This window comes from Mesorhizobium sp. WSM1293, from assembly GCF_000513875.1.
In the GTDB taxonomy this organism is placed as follows: Bacteria; Pseudomonadota; Alphaproteobacteria; order Rhizobiales; family Rhizobiaceae; genus Mesorhizobium; species Mesorhizobium ciceri.
Genome location: NZ_AZUV01000008.1, coordinates 180,643 through 195,334 on the forward strand (window position 1 = coordinate 180,643; position 14,692 = coordinate 195,334).

Here is a 14,692-nt window from a genome sequence, read left to right on the forward strand (position 1 = left end):
GCTGCGCAGGCGGGTCCGCAAGCCCGCGAAATCTTGACTTTTGTGCGGCGCACAATATATTATCTTGCATTGCACAAGGGCGCCCCGAAGAAGGACGCCTCAACCGTCAAGGGAATCGTGAAATGACCCAGACCTATGAGGACTTCAGCAAATACGGCAAAGAGTTCGCCGACACCGGATTGAAGAGCTTCGCGTCGCTCTCCAAGGGCGCACAGGCGATTGCCACCGAGGCTGGTGAATACACCAAGAAGAGTTTTGAAACCGGCAGCGCCACTGTGGAGAAGCTGTTTTCAGCCAAGTCGCTGGAAAAGGCCATCGAGATCCAGTCGGACTATGCCAAGCAGTCCTATGAGGCTTTCGTCGCCGAGGCCACCAAGATTGGCGATCTCTATGCCGAACTCGCCAAGGAAGCCTACAAGCCATTCGAATCGATCGTTGCCAAGGCGAAGTAATTTCGCCCGGGCGAACTGATTTCGCCTGACGTGACCCAGATTCAGCCTTTTGACCCGAGAAAAAGCCCGGCCGTGGAAACGTCGCCGGGCTTTTTCGTGTCAATTTCCGTTCCAGAGCCTCGCGCCCCTTCACGATTGCGAAAATCGTCCAAGTTTGGTGACCTAGCCATATTGTCAGCTAACCAGAAGGGCTTAAAATCGTACATCGAACACCTACATGTCGAACTCGCATGGGGAATCGAAAGAGGCAGGAATACGTGACGATCGGTTTGACTGCCACGAGACGCGTGGTGCGAATGCAAGACGGCGACGGTAACGGCAATGGGGCCGGCCGTGGGACGGCCGTCATCACGCGCACCAAAACCAAGACCAAGAAGCCCAGCCTTTATCGGGTCCTCATCCTCAACGACGACTACACTCCGATGGAGTTCGTGGTTCACGTGCTGGAGCGTTTTTTCCAGAAGGATCGCGAAGCCGCCACACGCATCATGCTTCATGTTCACAATCATGGAGTGGGCGAGTGCGGGGTCTATACATTCGAGGTGGCCGAGACCAAAGTGTCCCAGGTCATGGATTTCGCCCGACAGAATCAGCATCCGCTGCAATGCGTGATGGAGAAGAAGTGAGGTAACATGCCGGCTTTCTCCCAAGGCCTGGAAAAGGCGCTTCACCAGGCGCTGACGCTCGCCAATGAGCGGCACCATGAATATGCAACCCTAGAACATCTGCTGCTCGCGCTCATCGACGACACCGAGGCGGCCGCCGTCATGCGCGCCTGCAATGTCGATCTCGATGAGCTCAAGCATACGGTTCTCACCTATATCGACACCGAGCTGGACAACCTCGTCACCGGTTACGACGAGGACTCCAAGCCGACGGCCGGTTTCCAGCGCGTCATCCAGCGCGCGGTGATCCATGTGCAGTCTTCTGGCCGCGAGGAAGTGTCGGGCGCCAACGTGCTCGTCGCCATCTTCGCCGAGCGCGAGAGCCATGCCGCTTATTTCCTGCAGGAACAGCAGATGACCCGCTACGATGCGGTCAACTACATCTCGCACGGCATTGCCAAGCGTCCGGGCGCGTCGGAGACACGCTCGCCGCGCGGCGCCGACGACGAGCAGGGCGGCCAGAACGGCGCCGAGCCGCAAGAGGAAGGCGGCAAGAAGAAGCAGCAGCAGGACGCGCTGACGGCTTATTGCGTCAACCTCAACAACAAGGCCAAGGCCGGCAAGATCGATCCGCTGATCGGCCGCGAGTCCGAGATCAACCGCACGATCCAGGTGCTGTGCCGCCGCTCCAAGAACAACCCGCTCTATGTCGGTGACCCCGGCGTCGGCAAGACGGCGATCGCCGAGGGCCTGGCCAAGCGCATCGTCGAGGGCGACGTTCCCGAAGTGCTGCACAATGCCACCATCTTCGCGCTCGACATGGGCACGCTGCTCGCCGGCACGCGCTATCGCGGTGATTTCGAGGAACGGCTGAAGCAGGTCGTCAAGGAGCTCGAGGATTATCCTGGCGCCGTGCTGTTCATCGACGAGATCCACACGGTGATCGGAGCAGGGGCGACTTCAGGCGGCGCCATGGATGCGTCCAACCTGTTGAAGCCGGCGCTGTCGTCGGGTGCGATCCGCTGCATCGGCTCGACCACCTACAAGGAATTCCGCCAGTTCTTCGAGAAGGACCGTGCCTTGGTGCGGCGCTTCCAGAAGATCGACGTCAACGAGCCGACCATCGAGGACGCGATCGAGATCATGAAGGGCCTCAAGCCCTATTATGAGGAGTTCCACAAGGTGAAGTTCACCAACGAGGCGATCAAGGCCTCGGTGGAACTGTCGGCACGCTACATCAATGACCGCAAGCTGCCGGACAAGGCGATCGACGTGATCGACGAGACCGGCGCCTCGCAGATGCTGGTGCCGGAAGCCAAGCGCAAGAAGACTATCGGCATCAAGGAGATCGAGGCGACGATCGCCACCATGGCCCGCATCCCGCCGAAGACGGTTTCGGCCGACGACGAGAAGGTGCTGCAGGGCCTCGATATCGAGCTGAAGCGAGTCGTCTATGGCCAGGACACTGCGATCACCGCACTGACCTCGGCGATCAAGCTGGCGCGTGCCGGCCTGCGCGAACCGGAGAAGCCGATCGGCTCCTATCTGTTCTCCGGCCCGACCGGCGTCGGCAAGACCGAAGTGGCAAAGCAGTTGGCCGCGTCGCTCGGCGTGGAGCTGATCCGCTTCGACATGTCGGAATATATGGAACGCCACACCGTGTCGCGGCTGATCGGTGCTCCTCCGGGCTATGTCGGCTTCGACCAGGGCGGTCTTCTGACGGACGGCGTCGACCAGCATCCGCATTGCGTGCTGTTGCTGGACGAGGTCGAGAAGGCGCATCCGGACCTGTTCAACATCCTGTTGCAGGTTATGGACCATGGCAAGCTGACCGACCACAACGGCAAGCAGATCGACTTCCGCAATGTGATCCTGATCATGACCACCAATGCGGGCGCGTCGGATGCGCAGCGTGCGGCGATCGGCTTCGGCTCGACCAAGCGCGAAGGCGACGATGTCGAGGCGATCAACCGGCTGTTCACGCCGGAGTTCCGCAACCGTCTCGATGCGATCATCCCGTTCGGCTCGCTGCCGGTGCCGGTCATCCATCAGGTGGTGCAGAAGTTCGTCATGCAGCTCGAGGCCCAGCTTTCCGAGCGTGGCGTCACCTTCGACCTGTCGGCGGACGCGATCGCCTGGCTCGCCGACAAGGGCTATGATGAGCGCATGGGCGCGCGGCCGCTCGGTCGTGTGATCCAGGAGCACATCAAGAAGCCATTGGCCGACGAGGTGCTGTTCGGCAAGCTCAAGAAGGGCGGCACGGTGCGCGTCACCGTCGAGAAGAAGGAAACCGGCGAGACCGGCCTGAAGCTCGAATCGCTGGCCGACGAGGCGCCGGTGAAGCCGAAGAAGGAAGAGCCGGAAGAAACGCCGAAGTCCAGAAAGGCCGTGGTGAAAAAGCCGGCGGCCAAGAAGCTGGTGGCGCAGAAGCCCGAAGCCAAGGGCAAGGACGGCGGCAAGCGCAGCCTGGTGCCACAACTGCCCCGAAAGAACTGAACCTTACGAAAGTCAAGAAAGCCCCGGAGACGGGGCTTTTTTATTGGAGCGAGGGTAGGCATAATCGGCCAGATCATCATCCTGAACGGTGCGCCGCGATCGGAAAACAAGCATCGCCAAGGCTGTTCAGGAGTGCTTCGATGGCGTCTGGATCAATCTCGGTGTCGACGTTTGCGAGCAGGCCATGCCGCCGCGCTATCGACCCGGGATGGGATTGCGGCCCGATGGCGCGCCTGTGGCAGGAAGAGGTGCACCGGCCCGGCGTGTACGATCTGGAAGTCGACACGTCGCTCCTGAGTCCTGGGCAATGCGCGGACACGCTCGCAGAGCAGCTTCGGCAAGGATCGTATCGAACAGCGTTTCGGAAATTGTCCAACCCATCCAGCGCCGCCCTTGAGTCGTTTTGACCGGCATGCCGCCGCAGGCGAGTTCGTCCAGATCGGCGAATTTACATCCCGCAAAGGGCCGGCGATTGCATGGTGGAGCTCTCGATTTCAGCGGCCGCGCTGTCCGACTCGAAACGGGTCAGCAAATATCCGCACGCCTTCCAGATCGCGACCATCAGGGATGCGCCCGCATAGCCATCCACGGCATAGTGCCAGCCAAGCACGACGGATCCGACCATAATGACGCCCGCGAATAACCACATCACAACACCGGCCAGCCGAGACCGCCGCGTTGCATAGAGAGCGAACAGCACCGCCATCGCAACGTGCAGGGATGGGAAGGCGGATATACCGACGCTGCCGGTAGTTGCGCCGGTGTAGCCACCCCACAGCATATCCTGCGTGTTGAGCGCCCAGATTGGATAGATGCGATCGGCGGTGGCGAGTGCTTGCATGAGGGCGTGAAAGTCGTTGCCGAACCCCAATCGCTCGTAAAAGCAAGGGCCAGCCGACGACAGGCCCATCGCGAGGAAGAAGCCACCCAGGGTCCACACCGTCATGAAGCTCATCAGGAACTGGTGACGCAGCTTCGTATCCTTGCGTGTGATGCACACGGTGAAAACCGCGGTAATGAGCACGACGAACCAGAAATTGTAAGCGATGTTGATGATCTTCAATGCAAGCGGCGACTGGACGATAAACCACAACCATTCGTGCGGGGCTCGACCGAAATGCAGGATGCGGTCGGCCTGAGCCAATGCGTCGTCCCATGCAAACGGAGAGAGAATTGCAATGGCTCCCTTCAACACACCGATCGCGGATATGAAGGCAAGACCTGCACCCAGGCCATTCAGGCTGTTGGCAATGCGTTCGGCGTCGCCAAAGAATCTACCCAGTGACTTGAGGAAGGTGTGCAGCGGTTCGGTGTCCCGCTGGACCAGCGCAAGATGGAGAAGCGTCCCAAGTGCAAAGGCTGAGCCGCAAATCCAGAAGGCGATGAAAAGATACTCAGCGTATTCCTCCAGAACGCCGAAATCCGGCATGTTTCCAGTGTGCCACCCGACTGCGCTTGCCAGAAGCAGCGCAGCGGCAGCCATAGCGTGCAGCAGCCGGTGTCGCCAAAAGGCATCCGCCAAGATGCCAAGAAAAGCACGCTCGACAATTGCCCCCGCCAGTGGGGCCGATGCCGCAACCGAATGTTCCATGGTTTTGAAGCCCCACAGCTCGCCACGCGTTAGCATTTTACCGTGAGATGGTTCGATATTTCCTAATCAGACGATTAGAGTTGCAAACGGTTGAGTCGGCACTGGGCACGGCCGGGCATTAGAATCGGCTTCTGGACTGAACGGCGCTTGTTAGTCCGATATTCTCGACCAGGTCCACCACATCATTGGCGGACCTCCCGCTCTCAATTTTTGAGTGCAGTCCGTATCTTTTCGGCGTTCCCGACCAGAATCTCCGGCTTCTCCATCTCGCCCGTGTGCGGCTTCAGCGGGATGCCGTCGAAGCGCGGAATGACATGCACATGCAGATGATAGACGGTCTGCCCCGAGGCCGGCTCATTGAACTGCATGACGGTGACGCCATCGGCGCCGAAGGCCTTTTTCACCGCCAGCGCCACTTTCTGAACGGCGCTCAAGAGATGGCCGAAAATTGACGGATCGGCATCGAGAAGGTTGCGCGACGGCGCTTTCGGCACCACCAGCGTATGGCCGAGCCCCTGCGGCATCACATCCATGAAGGCGATGACCGCGTCATCCTCGTAGACACGGTGCGAGGGAATTTCGCCGCGCAGGATCTTGGCGAAAATGTTGTCGGTATCGTAGGCGGCCTCGGTCATGGCGAACGCTCCGGATTGTGCCTTCGTGTAGCGAAGGCGTCGAAATTCGGCAAGATAATCGTCGCCCCCCCAGCCGGCCAACCGGGGCTACTCCTCGAGATCCTTGCGGAACGGGGTATGCTCTTCCAGATATTCGCTCATCCGCTCCACCTCCTGCCGTTCGCGCCGAAGATAGTCGGCGACGGCGTTGCGCAGGCCTGGGTGCGCAATGTAGTGCGCGGAATGCATGGTCACCGGCCGGTAGCCGCGCGCCAGCTTGTGCTCGCCCTGCGCTCCCGCCTCGACCACCTTGAGCTTGCGCTCGATGGCGAAGTCGATCGCCTGGTGATAGCAGACCTCGAAATGCAGGAAGGGATGGTCCTCGATGCAGCCCCAGTTGCGGCCATAAAGTGCATCCGAACCGATGAAATTGATCGCGCCGGCGATATAGCGCCCGTTGCGCCTAGCCATCACCAGGAGGATGTCGTCGGCCATGCGCTCGCCGATCATCGAGAAGAATTGACGATTGAGATAGGGCCGGCCCCATTTGCGACTGCCGGTGTCCATGTAGAAGGCGAAGAAATCGTCCCAGGCTTTCTCCGTGAGGTCCTTGCCGGTCAGCCGGTCGATTGAGATGCCTGGGGCAAGCGCTTCGCGCCTTTCCTTTTTCATCGCCTTTCGCTTGCGCGAGGCAAGGGTGGCGAGGAAGTCGTCATAGGTTGAAAAGCCTTCGTTGAAGAAATGGAATTGCTGGTCGGTGCGGTGCAGGAAACCGGCTGCTTCCAGCACCTCCACATCGCTCTCTTGCGCGAAGGTGACATGTGCGGAAGAGACACCGAGCTTTTGGGTCACCGCCTTCAGGCCCGCCGCGAGACCGGCCTTCACCTTGGCACTGTCCTCGCCCCTGGTGACCAGCAGGCGAGGGCCGGTGACCGGGGAGAACGGCACGGCACTTTGCAGTTTGGGATAGTAGCGGCCACCGGCGCGTTCGAACGCATCCGACCAGCCATGGTCGAACACATATTCGCCCTGGCTGTGCGATTTGAGATAACAGGGCACCGCGCCCAGCAATCTGCCCCGCCCATCCTCCAGCCTGAGATGGTGGCCCTGCCAACCAGTGCGGCGCACGGCGCATCCGGAATCCTCAAGGGCGCTCAGGAAAGCGAATGAAACCAAAGGATTGTAGCTGGTTTCTAAATCGCCGCGCGCAGTTCCCGCAAAGCCATTCCATTCATCACAGGTGAAGGCGCCGATGCCGGCGGCGACGCGGATCGAATAGTCCGCATTGGCCGTTTGTCCGTCACCCTCGTCGCCCTGATCCATGAGGCTTATTTAAGCTCCGTCCGGCCTGGTGCAAGTCACGTTTCAGACACTCAGGCGACTTTGACCAGATCGGGTTCGAACCCTTCGAACGTCATCTGATCGGCATATCTGAAGGTCAGGTCGACCGCCGGCTGGTCATGCACCGTCCAGGTGATAACAGGCATTTTCAGCCTTTCACGCACGAAGCTGACAAATGGGTTTGGCAGGTCGCCGGCGGCGTAGGAGGTGAAGGCGATCTCATGCGCCAGCATGGCGAAATGCGCCTCGATCAACCCGACGTCCTTGCCGTAGGCGGTGAGACCCCCTGGGATACCCGGCGCGTCCTTCGGAAAATCGCGGACCAGCCAATGGTCGAACGACATGATCGCCGCCTTGCCCTTGTAGCGCTTGAGCATCTTGCCGACGCTTGCCACCAGGCCTTCGTCATAGCCGGGCGTGCCTTTCAGCTCGACGACCAGTGGCACGCGGCCATCGACCAGGTCGAGCGCTTCCTGCAGCGTCGGCACATGGTCCGCCGTGCCACCGACCCTGAGCGCCGCGAGTTCAGCTGCGGTACGCTGCCAGACGAAACCATCCTGGCCGGTCAGGCGCTTGAGATCGCCGTCATGGATGATGACGGGAACGCGGTCGGACGACAGGTGCACGTCGCATTCGATGGCGTAGCCGCGTTCGGCGGCTGCGGCGAAGGCCGACAGCGTGTTTTCCCAGCGCGTCTTGTTCATGTCGTGGAAGCCGCGGTGGGCAACGGGCCGGGCGGTCAGCCAGGATAGGTCGGTCATATCTGTACCCTGGCTCATGCGACTTCGAAGATGGCTTCGATTTCCACTGCGGCATTAAGCGGCAGGCAGGCCGTGCCGACGGCGGAGCGTGCATGCTTGCCGCGCTCGCCAAGGGCGGCGACCAGGAAATCGGAGGCGCCGTTGGCAACCAGATGCTGCTCGACGAACTCGGGTGACGAGGCGACGAAAACGGTGATCTTCACCAGACGGCTGATCTTCTCGAGGTCGCCGAGTGCTGCCTTGGCCTGCGCCAGGATGTTGATCGCGCAGTATTTTGCCGCGTCCTTGCCGCCTGCCGTGTCGACGTCGCGGCCGAGCAGCCCACTCGCCTGCAGCTTGCCGTCCTTGAGCGGCAATTGCCCGGCAGTGAACAGCAAATTGCCGGTCCTGCAATAGGGCACGTAGTTGGCGGCGGGCGCGGCGGCGACGGGAAGCGTCACGCCCAGATCGCTTAGCCGCTTTTCGATTGTTTCACTCATGGTATTTCCCTATTGCTTGGTGACGCCGCGCCGGCCGGGCCGAAATTGCTATTTTTGCCTCGCTTCCGCCACGACTTTTTTTAAGCTGGACCATCTTTCCCTGCGGCCTGCCATCAGTCGCGACGATCGGAGTACCTCATGCGCGCAACGCGCCTCGCATTCCATGCCGTCCTGTTGTCGGGGATATTCTCGATAGGTCCTGTCTTCGCGGCGCCGGCGCTGCAAGCCCACCGCGCCGTTTACGATCTTACCCTGAAAAAGGCTTCCGATCAGTCCGGCATCACGGGCATATCCGGCCGCATGGTCTATGAGTTCAATGGCTCGGCCTGTGAAGGCTATACGGTGAAATTCCGCTTCGTCACCCAGATCGTCACCGCCGACAACACCAGGTTGACCGACCAGCAGACGACCACTTTCGAGGATGCCGAGGGCAAGACTTTTTCGTTCGTGACAAAATCCTTCGTCGACCAGAATCTCGACAAGGAGGTCAAGGGCATCGCCACGAAAGAGACCAAGGGCCTCAAGGTCGACATCGACAAGCCTGAAAAGAACAGCGTCGAGCTCGCGACAACCCAATTCCCGACCCAGCATCTGGTCGAACTGATCGGCAAGGCCGAAAAGGGCGAGAACTTCTACGAAACCAACCTGTTCGACGGTTCCGAAGACGCCAACAAGGTGATGACCACCACCGTCGTTGTCGGCAAGAAAACCGATGCCGACAAGGCCGACCCGGAAGCTTCGGCACTGGCAAAGCTCGCCACCGACAAATACTGGCCGGTCGACATCGCCTATTTCGACGACACCAACAAGACCGGCGAAGAGGTTCCGGAATACCGTATCAGCTTCAAGCTGCATGAGAACGGCATCACCCGCGATCTCGTCATGGACTATGGCGACTTCTCGATGACCGGCAAGCTGGTCAACCTGTCGCTGTTCGACCAGACAAAACCTTGTCCCGCCAAATAGTGCCTGTCTAGGCAGCTGATTTGCCACGGCACGGCGTGGTCGTAACGAACGACTTGAACGTGCCGCAATCGTCCCTCAACCTCTTCCAGCGTCCAGGCGCGAGGGGGATCAGCTTGAGCGGGATCGATACGTTCGTCGCGCCGCGGCCCAACCCGGCACTGATCAGGGCCATGACATCCGTCAACCGGATCGTCATGCTGCGCGGCATTCCCGGGTTTCGGGATCTGTTGCCGTTCAATCGCCTGGCCGGTCTGCGCGGCGTCTCAAATGTCCGCCATATCGACTTTCCCGACGCCGATCTTGAGCGGCTGAAGGCCAGTTGCGGGGCAGGGAAGGCGACCTTCATCACGCCCAATCATCCCGAGTTCTTCACCGACTGGATGATCGACAAGGAAATCGTGTCGCAGGTCAGCCCGCTCACGGCCTCATGGGCGACCAATGGTGTCGTCAACGGCCTTGGCCGGCTGATGCAGAAGTTCTGGCTGGCCAACAATCTGATCGCCCAGATTCCCGGCAACAGCGGGGCAGCGAAGGAACACTCGATCGCCTGGGCCCTGAAAGGCCATGGCGTGCTGCTGCATCCCGAAGGCGGCGTCGGCTGGCATGCCAATGTCGTTGCGTCTTTGCTGCCGGGTGCCGTCGAGATGGGACTGGAAGCCCTCAAGCGCGGTCGGGCCACGGATTCCAATTTCAAGGTCTGGATCGCGCCCGTCGTCTGGAAGCTTGCCTTCACCGGCAACGTCGAAGCGGCACTGGCGAAGGAATGCGCCTATGTCGAGAAAAACCTCAAAATAGAACGCCAGGCGACCGACACGCTGCCGCAGCGCATTCACCATGTCTATTCGACACTGCTGGCCCGCGATGAAGCTGCCAGCGGCATGCCGTTCGACCAAGGCGCTTCCTATGCCCAGCGTCAGAGGGTTTTGGTCACCGAGCTCAGCCGCCAGCTCGGCAAAAGCATCTCAGCCGACATTGATGTCGCCGACATCACCGAGCTTCTGCGGCGGGCGCGCCGCTGGCAGCGCGAAAACACTGGCGATGCCGAACGGCAAAGGCAGGTCCGCGCGCTCGTCGATAGGGTTCAGAGGCTGCAACGCGTCGGACCCTGGGCCTGCGCCAATCCGCGCATTAGCCAGGAGGAGATCGCCGAACATCTAAAGCGGATCCGCAACGACTATTGTCGGGGCGGGCTGCGCGACACGATGAACCGGTTCGTTCCGCAGCCAGCCGGGCCGCGTTGCGCCCACATCCGGGTGCCGGAGGCACTGGGCTTGCATGAGCATACGGGCTCGATCGACGATGCGGTTGCCGATCTGCACCGTCGCATGCAGGATACAGTCACCAACATCGTCGCCGAGCTTGCAGTCAATGGCGGCTTCATTTTCTATCCGAATCCATTCTATCGTCACTGACATCAGCCGGGCCATGTGGCCGACTGTCGTGACGGATGGAAGGCAGACAGCAAGCTTTATGGCAGCCTATGTCGACGCAGCGATCTGGAACTGGGCCGGCCATCGCTGGTGCCATCTGTTGGCCGACGACACCGACGAGTTGCATCGCTTTGCCGCGCATCTTGGCGTCAAGCGCTCATCCTACCAGGGGCCGCCCAAGACATCGGCGCCGCATTATGACATAACCGGCTTCGAGCGTGACCGTGCGGTGCGGCTCGGCGCCATCGAATGCAGCCGCGAGGAGATCGTCGCGGTCTTCCGGCGGGTGCGGGTGCCGAACGGCAAGATAAAGCGCTGACGGCAGCGCGCGGATCGTCGCACGCCGCACACAGGTCCCGCGGCCCTTGCGTTTATCGCGCATCCCCTCTATATGCGCGCTCATTCCACACACGGACTTTGGTGTCTGCCCGGGAGAAATCCGGCTGAAACCTCCGGTGGCGTTCGAGGACAAAGTCCAAAAATGCCTGTGTCCGTGGAGGCTAACCGGAAAGGAACTTTGAATGGCACTGCCTGATTTCAGCATGCGCCAGCTTTTGGAAGCTGGCATTCACTTCGGCCACCAGACCCATCGCTGGAACCCGAAAATGGCGCCCTACATCTATGGCGCCCGCAACAACATCCACATCATCGACCTCTCGCAGACGGTGCCTTTGCTGCACCAGGCGCTGAAGCAGGTTTCCGACACCGTCGCCAAGGGCGGCCGCGTGCTGTTCGTCGGCACCAAGCGCCAGGCGTCCGACATCGTCGCCGATGCGGCACAGCGTTCGGCCCAGTACTACGTCAACTCGCGTTGGCTCGGCGGCATGCTGACCAACTGGAAGACGATCTCGAATTCGATCCAGCGCCTGCGCAAGCTCGACGAGATGCTGGCCGGCGAGGCGCAAGGGTTGACCAAGAAGGAACGCCTGAACCTCGACCGCGAGCGCGAGAAGCTCGACAAGGCGCTGGGCGGCATCAAGGACATGGGCTCGACGCCCGACCTGATGTTCGTGATCGACACCAACAAGGAAGCGATCGCCATCCTCGAGGCCAAGCGCCTCGGCATTCCGGTCGTCGCCATCATCGATTCGAACTGCGATCCGGACAAGATCGACTTCCCGATCCCCGGCAATGACGACGCGGCCCGCGCCATCCAGCTCTATTGCGATCTGATCGCCAAAGCTGCGATCGACGGCATCGCCCGTCAGCAGGGCGCGCTCGGCGTCGACATCGGCGCTTCGATCGAAGCTCCCGTCGAACCCGCGCTCGACCCGGCTCCGGCCCCGGCTGCAGACGCTCCGGAAGCTTGATAATCGAAGGCCGGTTGCGGCCTTCATCTTTCTCATATTCTGGCACGCTAAACAGACGCACCATCGAATACCGATGGTGCGTCGGTGCATTTAAAACAAAGAGGCGACAATGAGCATTTCGGCTGCACAGGTCAAAGAACTCCGCGACTTGACCGGCGCGGGCATGATGGATTGCAAGGCGGCGTTGACCGAGACCAACGGCAACATGGAAGAGGCCGTCGACTGGCTGCGCAAGAAGGGTATCTCCAAGGCCGACAAGAAGGCTGGCCGCACCGCGGCTGAAGGTCTGATCGGCGTCGACAACGGCGTGCGCGAGGCTGCCGTCGTGGAAGTCAATTCCGAGACCGACTTCGTTGCCCGCAACGCCGCGTTTCAGGAAATCGTCGCCAATGTTGCCAAGGTTGCGCTGGCCTATGGCACGACGGAGGCTGTGGCCGCCGCAAAGTATCCGGGTTCCGACAAGTCGGTTGCCGACACCATCAAGGACGCTGTCGGCACCATCGGCGAAAACATGGGCTTCCGCCGCTCGGCCAAGCTCACCGTCCCGCACGGTGCTGTCGCCACCTACGTCCACAACGCAGTTGCCGATGGTCTTGGCAAGCTCGGCGTTCTGGTCGCGATCGAGACCACGGGCAATGAGCATGCCGCCAATGCCTTTGGCCGCCAGGTTGCCATGCATGTCGCCGCCACCAACCCGCTGGCGCTGACGGCCGAGCAGATCGATCCGGCTGCGGTCGAGCGCGAGAAGGCGATCTTCGCCGATCAGGCGCGCCAGTCCGGCAAGCCGGAAGCGATCATCGAAAAGATGGTCGAAGGCCGCCTACGCAAGTTCTATGAGGAAGTCGTGCTCCTGAAGCAGGCCTTCGTGCTCAATCCCGACATCACTGTCGAGCAGGCACTGAAGGATGCCGAGAAGGAAATCGGCGCTCCGGCCAAGATCTCCGCCTATCTGCGCTTTGCGCTCGGCGAAGGCATTGAAAAGGAAGAGACCGATTTCGCGGCGGAGGTCGCGGCTGCGGTGAAGAAATAATCCTTACAAATAGCCCCTGAAGGGGCTTCTCAGCTCAGGCAACTCGGCCGGGTGTCCGCAAGGATGCCCGGCCGATTTCTTGTGCGGTGTCGATAAAGGCCCTGAGCTTCGGCGCCATTGACGCCCGGCGCGGGAAATAGAGGAATAGCCCCGGTTCCTCGATCGCCGTCTGCGGCAGCACCTGGACCAGGCGGCCCGCGGCAAGATCGGCGCGCGCCAGCGGCTCGAAGACATAGGCAAGCCCGACGCCTGCAAGCGCAAGATCGATTGCTGCGAGCGAATCCGTCACGACAACGCTGCCCCGCGTCTCCATGGCGATGTCCTTGCCATCCTCGATCAGATCCCAGCGATAGAGCGCACCGGAGCGGACGAGCCGGTAGCCAATACAATTGTGGTTCGCCAAATCGGCAACGCTGCTGGGACGGCCGTGCCTTCCGATGTAAGCGGGCGAGGCGACAATGACGACGGAGAACGGCGGCGTCAGCCGGACCGCGACCATGTCCTGGGCGATCATCTCGCCAAGCCGGATGCCGGCATCGAAGCCTTCGCCGACGATATCAACCAGACCCTGGTCAGCGAAGACCTCCACCGTAACCTCCGGATAGCGCTCGGCCATCGCCGCGACCACCGGCGTCACCGCCAATGGTATGGCGATGTTGGAGGCGTTGATCCTGAGCAGGCCAGACGGCCTGCCTTTGACGCTGCGGATACGGTCCATCCGCTCGGCAATATCCTGGAGGGCCGGAGCCGCCGTTTCCACCAGCGCCTTGCCGGCCTCGGTGAGCGAAACGCTGCGCGTCGTCCGTGCGAACAAAGGCTGGCCGATCCGCTCTTCGACAATGCGCACCGCATGGCTGACTGCCGAAGGGCTCATGCCGAGTTCGGCGGCGGCAAGCGCGAACCCGCCGCGTCGGGCCACGGCGACGATCACAGGCAGGTGAGTGAGCAGGTCCCGGTCCATTCATGCATGATATCGCATGGTCCATGCGAACCATGCAATCTTATCGATGTCAGCCTGGCGGTCCAAATTGTCGGCAGCACATCGGCGACGGGCTGATGGCATCGAGGAGAAAGAACATGAATGCGTTGAAGCGTGTAACTTTCGCGGCAGGCATGGCGTTGGCGCCGATGGACGCCGGCGGGGCGGAGCCATCAGACTGGCGGGCGCTCGCAGACGAACGCGCGGTCATTCGCATTGCCGATGCCATCGACCGGGCCGTCGACGCCCAGGACTGGAAGCTTGCACGCAGCTATTTCGCGGATCGGGCCACTGCCGATTTCAGCAGCCTTTCCGGACAGCCGGCGGCCAACATCGCTTCCGACGACCTGATTGGCGCCTGGGCGGCCAACCTCAAGGGCAGCAAGACAAGCCTGCATCTGCGCACCAATCACCAGGTCGTTCTCGAAGGGGACACGGCGACTGTCCTGTCGACCGGCTATGCCTGGAACCGGATGGAAGGCAATGGCGACCCGCTTTGGGAGGTCTGGGGCACCTATGAGCATCACCTGACGCGTTTTGCGGATGGCTGGAAGGTCGATGGCTTTGCGTTCCGCATGACACACGAGCGCGGCAATCCCTGGGTCAAGACCACTCCGGGCCAGTGACGCTCGGGCATC

The 14,692-nt window shown here is 61.1% G+C and carries 15 protein-coding genes and 1 pseudogene; 10 read left to right on the plus strand and 6 right to left on the minus strand.

From position 1 onward, the window contains the following. The first annotated feature begins 122 nt into the window (after positions 1-122). The 4 genes and pseudogenes from M729_RS0110730 (at position 123) to M729_RS1000000137060 (ending at position 3,960) form a co-directional block, all read left to right on the plus strand. Complete coding sequence (locus tag M729_RS0110730; RefSeq protein WP_013531776.1) at positions 123-452, plus strand: phasin family protein; 330 nt, start codon at positions 123-125, stop codon at positions 450-452. A gap of 296 nt (positions 453-748) precedes the next feature. After that, a complete protein-coding gene (gene clpS, locus M729_RS0110735) occupies positions 749-1,078 on the plus strand; it encodes an ATP-dependent Clp protease adapter ClpS (RefSeq protein ID WP_023812950.1) in 330 nt (109 codons plus the stop codon). A 6-nt stretch (positions 1,079-1,084) separates the two neighbouring features. Beyond that, positions 1,085-3,553: an ATP-dependent Clp protease ATP-binding subunit ClpA gene (gene clpA / locus M729_RS0110740; RefSeq protein ID WP_013531774.1), complete on the plus strand. Its 2,469-nt coding sequence runs from the start codon at positions 1,085-1,087 to the stop codon at positions 3,551-3,553. A 60-nt stretch (positions 3,554-3,613) separates the two neighbouring features. Then, a pseudogene (locus tag M729_RS1000000137060) lies at positions 3,614-3,960 on the plus strand (hypothetical protein). Between the two features lie 41 nt (positions 3,961-4,001). On the opposite strand, the gene M729_RS0110745 reads toward M729_RS1000000137060, so the two are convergent. From M729_RS0110745 to M729_RS0110765, 5 genes are all read right to left on the minus strand, one after another. Then, entirely contained in the window at positions 4,002-5,144 is a 1,143-nt protein-coding gene (locus M729_RS0110745) for a phosphatase PAP2 family protein (RefSeq protein WP_245267554.1), read from the minus strand. 203 nt (positions 5,145-5,347) lie between these two features. After that, positions 5,348-5,779, minus strand: a complete 432-nt coding sequence (locus M729_RS0110750) for an HIT family protein (RefSeq protein WP_027161550.1) — start codon at positions 5,777-5,779, stop codon at positions 5,348-5,350. A gap of 87 nt (positions 5,780-5,866) precedes the next feature. Further along, complete coding sequence (locus M729_RS0110755) at positions 5,867-7,081, minus strand: GNAT family N-acetyltransferase (RefSeq protein ID WP_013531771.1); 1,215 nt, start codon at positions 7,079-7,081, stop codon at positions 5,867-5,869. 50 nt (positions 7,082-7,131) lie between these two features. Beyond that, the gene (locus M729_RS0110760) at positions 7,132-7,860 is read right to left on the minus strand and encodes a glycerophosphodiester phosphodiesterase (RefSeq protein WP_024503355.1); all 729 of its coding nucleotides are present in this window, start codon (positions 7,858-7,860) and stop codon (positions 7,132-7,134) included. Between the two features lie 14 nt (positions 7,861-7,874). Then, complete coding sequence (locus tag M729_RS0110765; RefSeq protein WP_024503354.1) at positions 7,875-8,339, minus strand: RidA family protein; 465 nt, start codon at positions 8,337-8,339, stop codon at positions 7,875-7,877. 138 nt (positions 8,340-8,477) lie between these two features. Between M729_RS0110765 and M729_RS0110770 the strand changes: the two genes are divergently transcribed. The 5 genes from M729_RS0110770 to tsf all read left to right on the plus strand — a co-directional run bounded on the left by M729_RS0110770 (position 8,478) and on the right by tsf (position 13,075). After that, positions 8,478-9,305, plus strand: a complete 828-nt coding sequence (locus M729_RS0110770; protein ID WP_013531768.1) for a cell envelope integrity EipB family protein — start codon at positions 8,478-8,480, stop codon at positions 9,303-9,305. 113 nt (positions 9,306-9,418) lie between these two features. After that, positions 9,419-10,717: a hypothetical protein gene (locus M729_RS0110775; RefSeq protein ID WP_027161551.1), complete on the plus strand. Its 1,299-nt coding sequence runs from the start codon at positions 9,419-9,421 to the stop codon at positions 10,715-10,717. Positions 10,718-10,775: 58 nt separating this feature from the next. Beyond that, the gene (locus tag M729_RS0110780) at positions 10,776-11,054 is read left to right on the plus strand and encodes a DUF4031 domain-containing protein (RefSeq protein WP_013531766.1); all 279 of its coding nucleotides are present in this window, start codon (positions 10,776-10,778) and stop codon (positions 11,052-11,054) included. Between the two features lie 202 nt (positions 11,055-11,256). Continuing rightward, the gene (rpsB, locus tag M729_RS0110785; RefSeq protein WP_013531765.1) at positions 11,257-12,045 is read left to right on the plus strand and encodes a 30S ribosomal protein S2; all 789 of its coding nucleotides are present in this window, start codon (positions 11,257-11,259) and stop codon (positions 12,043-12,045) included. Between the two features lie 109 nt (positions 12,046-12,154). Further along, the gene (gene tsf / locus M729_RS0110790) at positions 12,155-13,075 is read left to right on the plus strand and encodes a translation elongation factor Ts (protein ID WP_013531764.1); all 921 of its coding nucleotides are present in this window, start codon (positions 12,155-12,157) and stop codon (positions 13,073-13,075) included. A gap of 34 nt (positions 13,076-13,109) precedes the next feature. On the opposite strand, the gene M729_RS0110795 is transcribed toward tsf, so the two are convergent. After that, entirely contained in the window at positions 13,110-14,036 is a 927-nt protein-coding gene (locus tag M729_RS0110795; protein ID WP_027161552.1) for a LysR family transcriptional regulator, read from the minus strand. A 116-nt stretch (positions 14,037-14,152) separates the two neighbouring features. Here M729_RS0110795 and M729_RS0110800 point away from each other — a divergent pair, with 116 nt between their 5' ends. After that, positions 14,153-14,680 carry a nuclear transport factor 2 family protein gene (locus M729_RS0110800; RefSeq protein ID WP_013531762.1) on the plus strand — a complete coding sequence of 176 codons (528 nt, stop codon included), beginning with the start codon at positions 14,153-14,155 and terminating at the stop codon, positions 14,678-14,680. The last annotated feature ends 12 nt before the right edge of the window (positions 14,681-14,692 follow it).

What these genes read in the sequence shown, in the direction of transcription:
- M729_RS0110750 (WP_027161550.1), bottom strand. Translation starts at nt 5,779, where the DNA reads ATGACCGAGGCCGCCTACGATACCGACAACATTTTCGCCAAGATCCTG.
- M729_RS0110760 (WP_024503355.1), bottom strand. Translation starts at nt 7,860, where the DNA reads ATGACCGACCTATCCTGGCTGACCGCCCGGCCCGTTGCCCACCGCGGC.
- M729_RS0110755 (WP_013531771.1), bottom strand. Translation starts at nt 7,081, where the DNA reads ATGGATCAGGGCGACGAGGGTGACGGACAAACGGCCAATGCGGACTAT.
- M729_RS0110745 (WP_245267554.1), bottom strand. Translation starts at nt 5,144, where the DNA reads ATGGAACATTCGGTTGCGGCATCGGCCCCACTGGCGGGGGCAATTGTC.
- M729_RS0110770 (WP_013531768.1), top strand. Translation starts at nt 8,478, where the DNA reads ATGCGCGCAACGCGCCTCGCATTCCATGCCGTCCTGTTGTCGGGGATA.
- tsf (WP_013531764.1), top strand. Translation starts at nt 12,155, where the DNA reads ATGAGCATTTCGGCTGCACAGGTCAAAGAACTCCGCGACTTGACCGGC.
- M729_RS0110795 (WP_027161552.1), bottom strand. Translation starts at nt 14,036, where the DNA reads ATGGACCGGGACCTGCTCACTCACCTGCCTGTGATCGTCGCCGTGGCC.
- rpsB (WP_013531765.1), top strand. Translation starts at nt 11,257, where the DNA reads ATGGCACTGCCTGATTTCAGCATGCGCCAGCTTTTGGAAGCTGGCATT.
- M729_RS0110800 (WP_013531762.1), top strand. Translation starts at nt 14,153, where the DNA reads ATGAATGCGTTGAAGCGTGTAACTTTCGCGGCAGGCATGGCGTTGGCG.
- M729_RS0110730 (WP_013531776.1), top strand. Translation starts at nt 123, where the DNA reads ATGACCCAGACCTATGAGGACTTCAGCAAATACGGCAAAGAGTTCGCC.
- clpS (WP_023812950.1), top strand. Translation starts at nt 749, where the DNA reads ATGCAAGACGGCGACGGTAACGGCAATGGGGCCGGCCGTGGGACGGCC.
- M729_RS0110765 (WP_024503354.1), bottom strand. Translation starts at nt 8,339, where the DNA reads ATGAGTGAAACAATCGAAAAGCGGCTAAGCGATCTGGGCGTGACGCTT.
- clpA (WP_013531774.1), top strand. Translation starts at nt 1,085, where the DNA reads ATGCCGGCTTTCTCCCAAGGCCTGGAAAAGGCGCTTCACCAGGCGCTG.
- M729_RS0110780 (WP_013531766.1), top strand. Translation starts at nt 10,776, where the DNA reads ATGGCAGCCTATGTCGACGCAGCGATCTGGAACTGGGCCGGCCATCGC.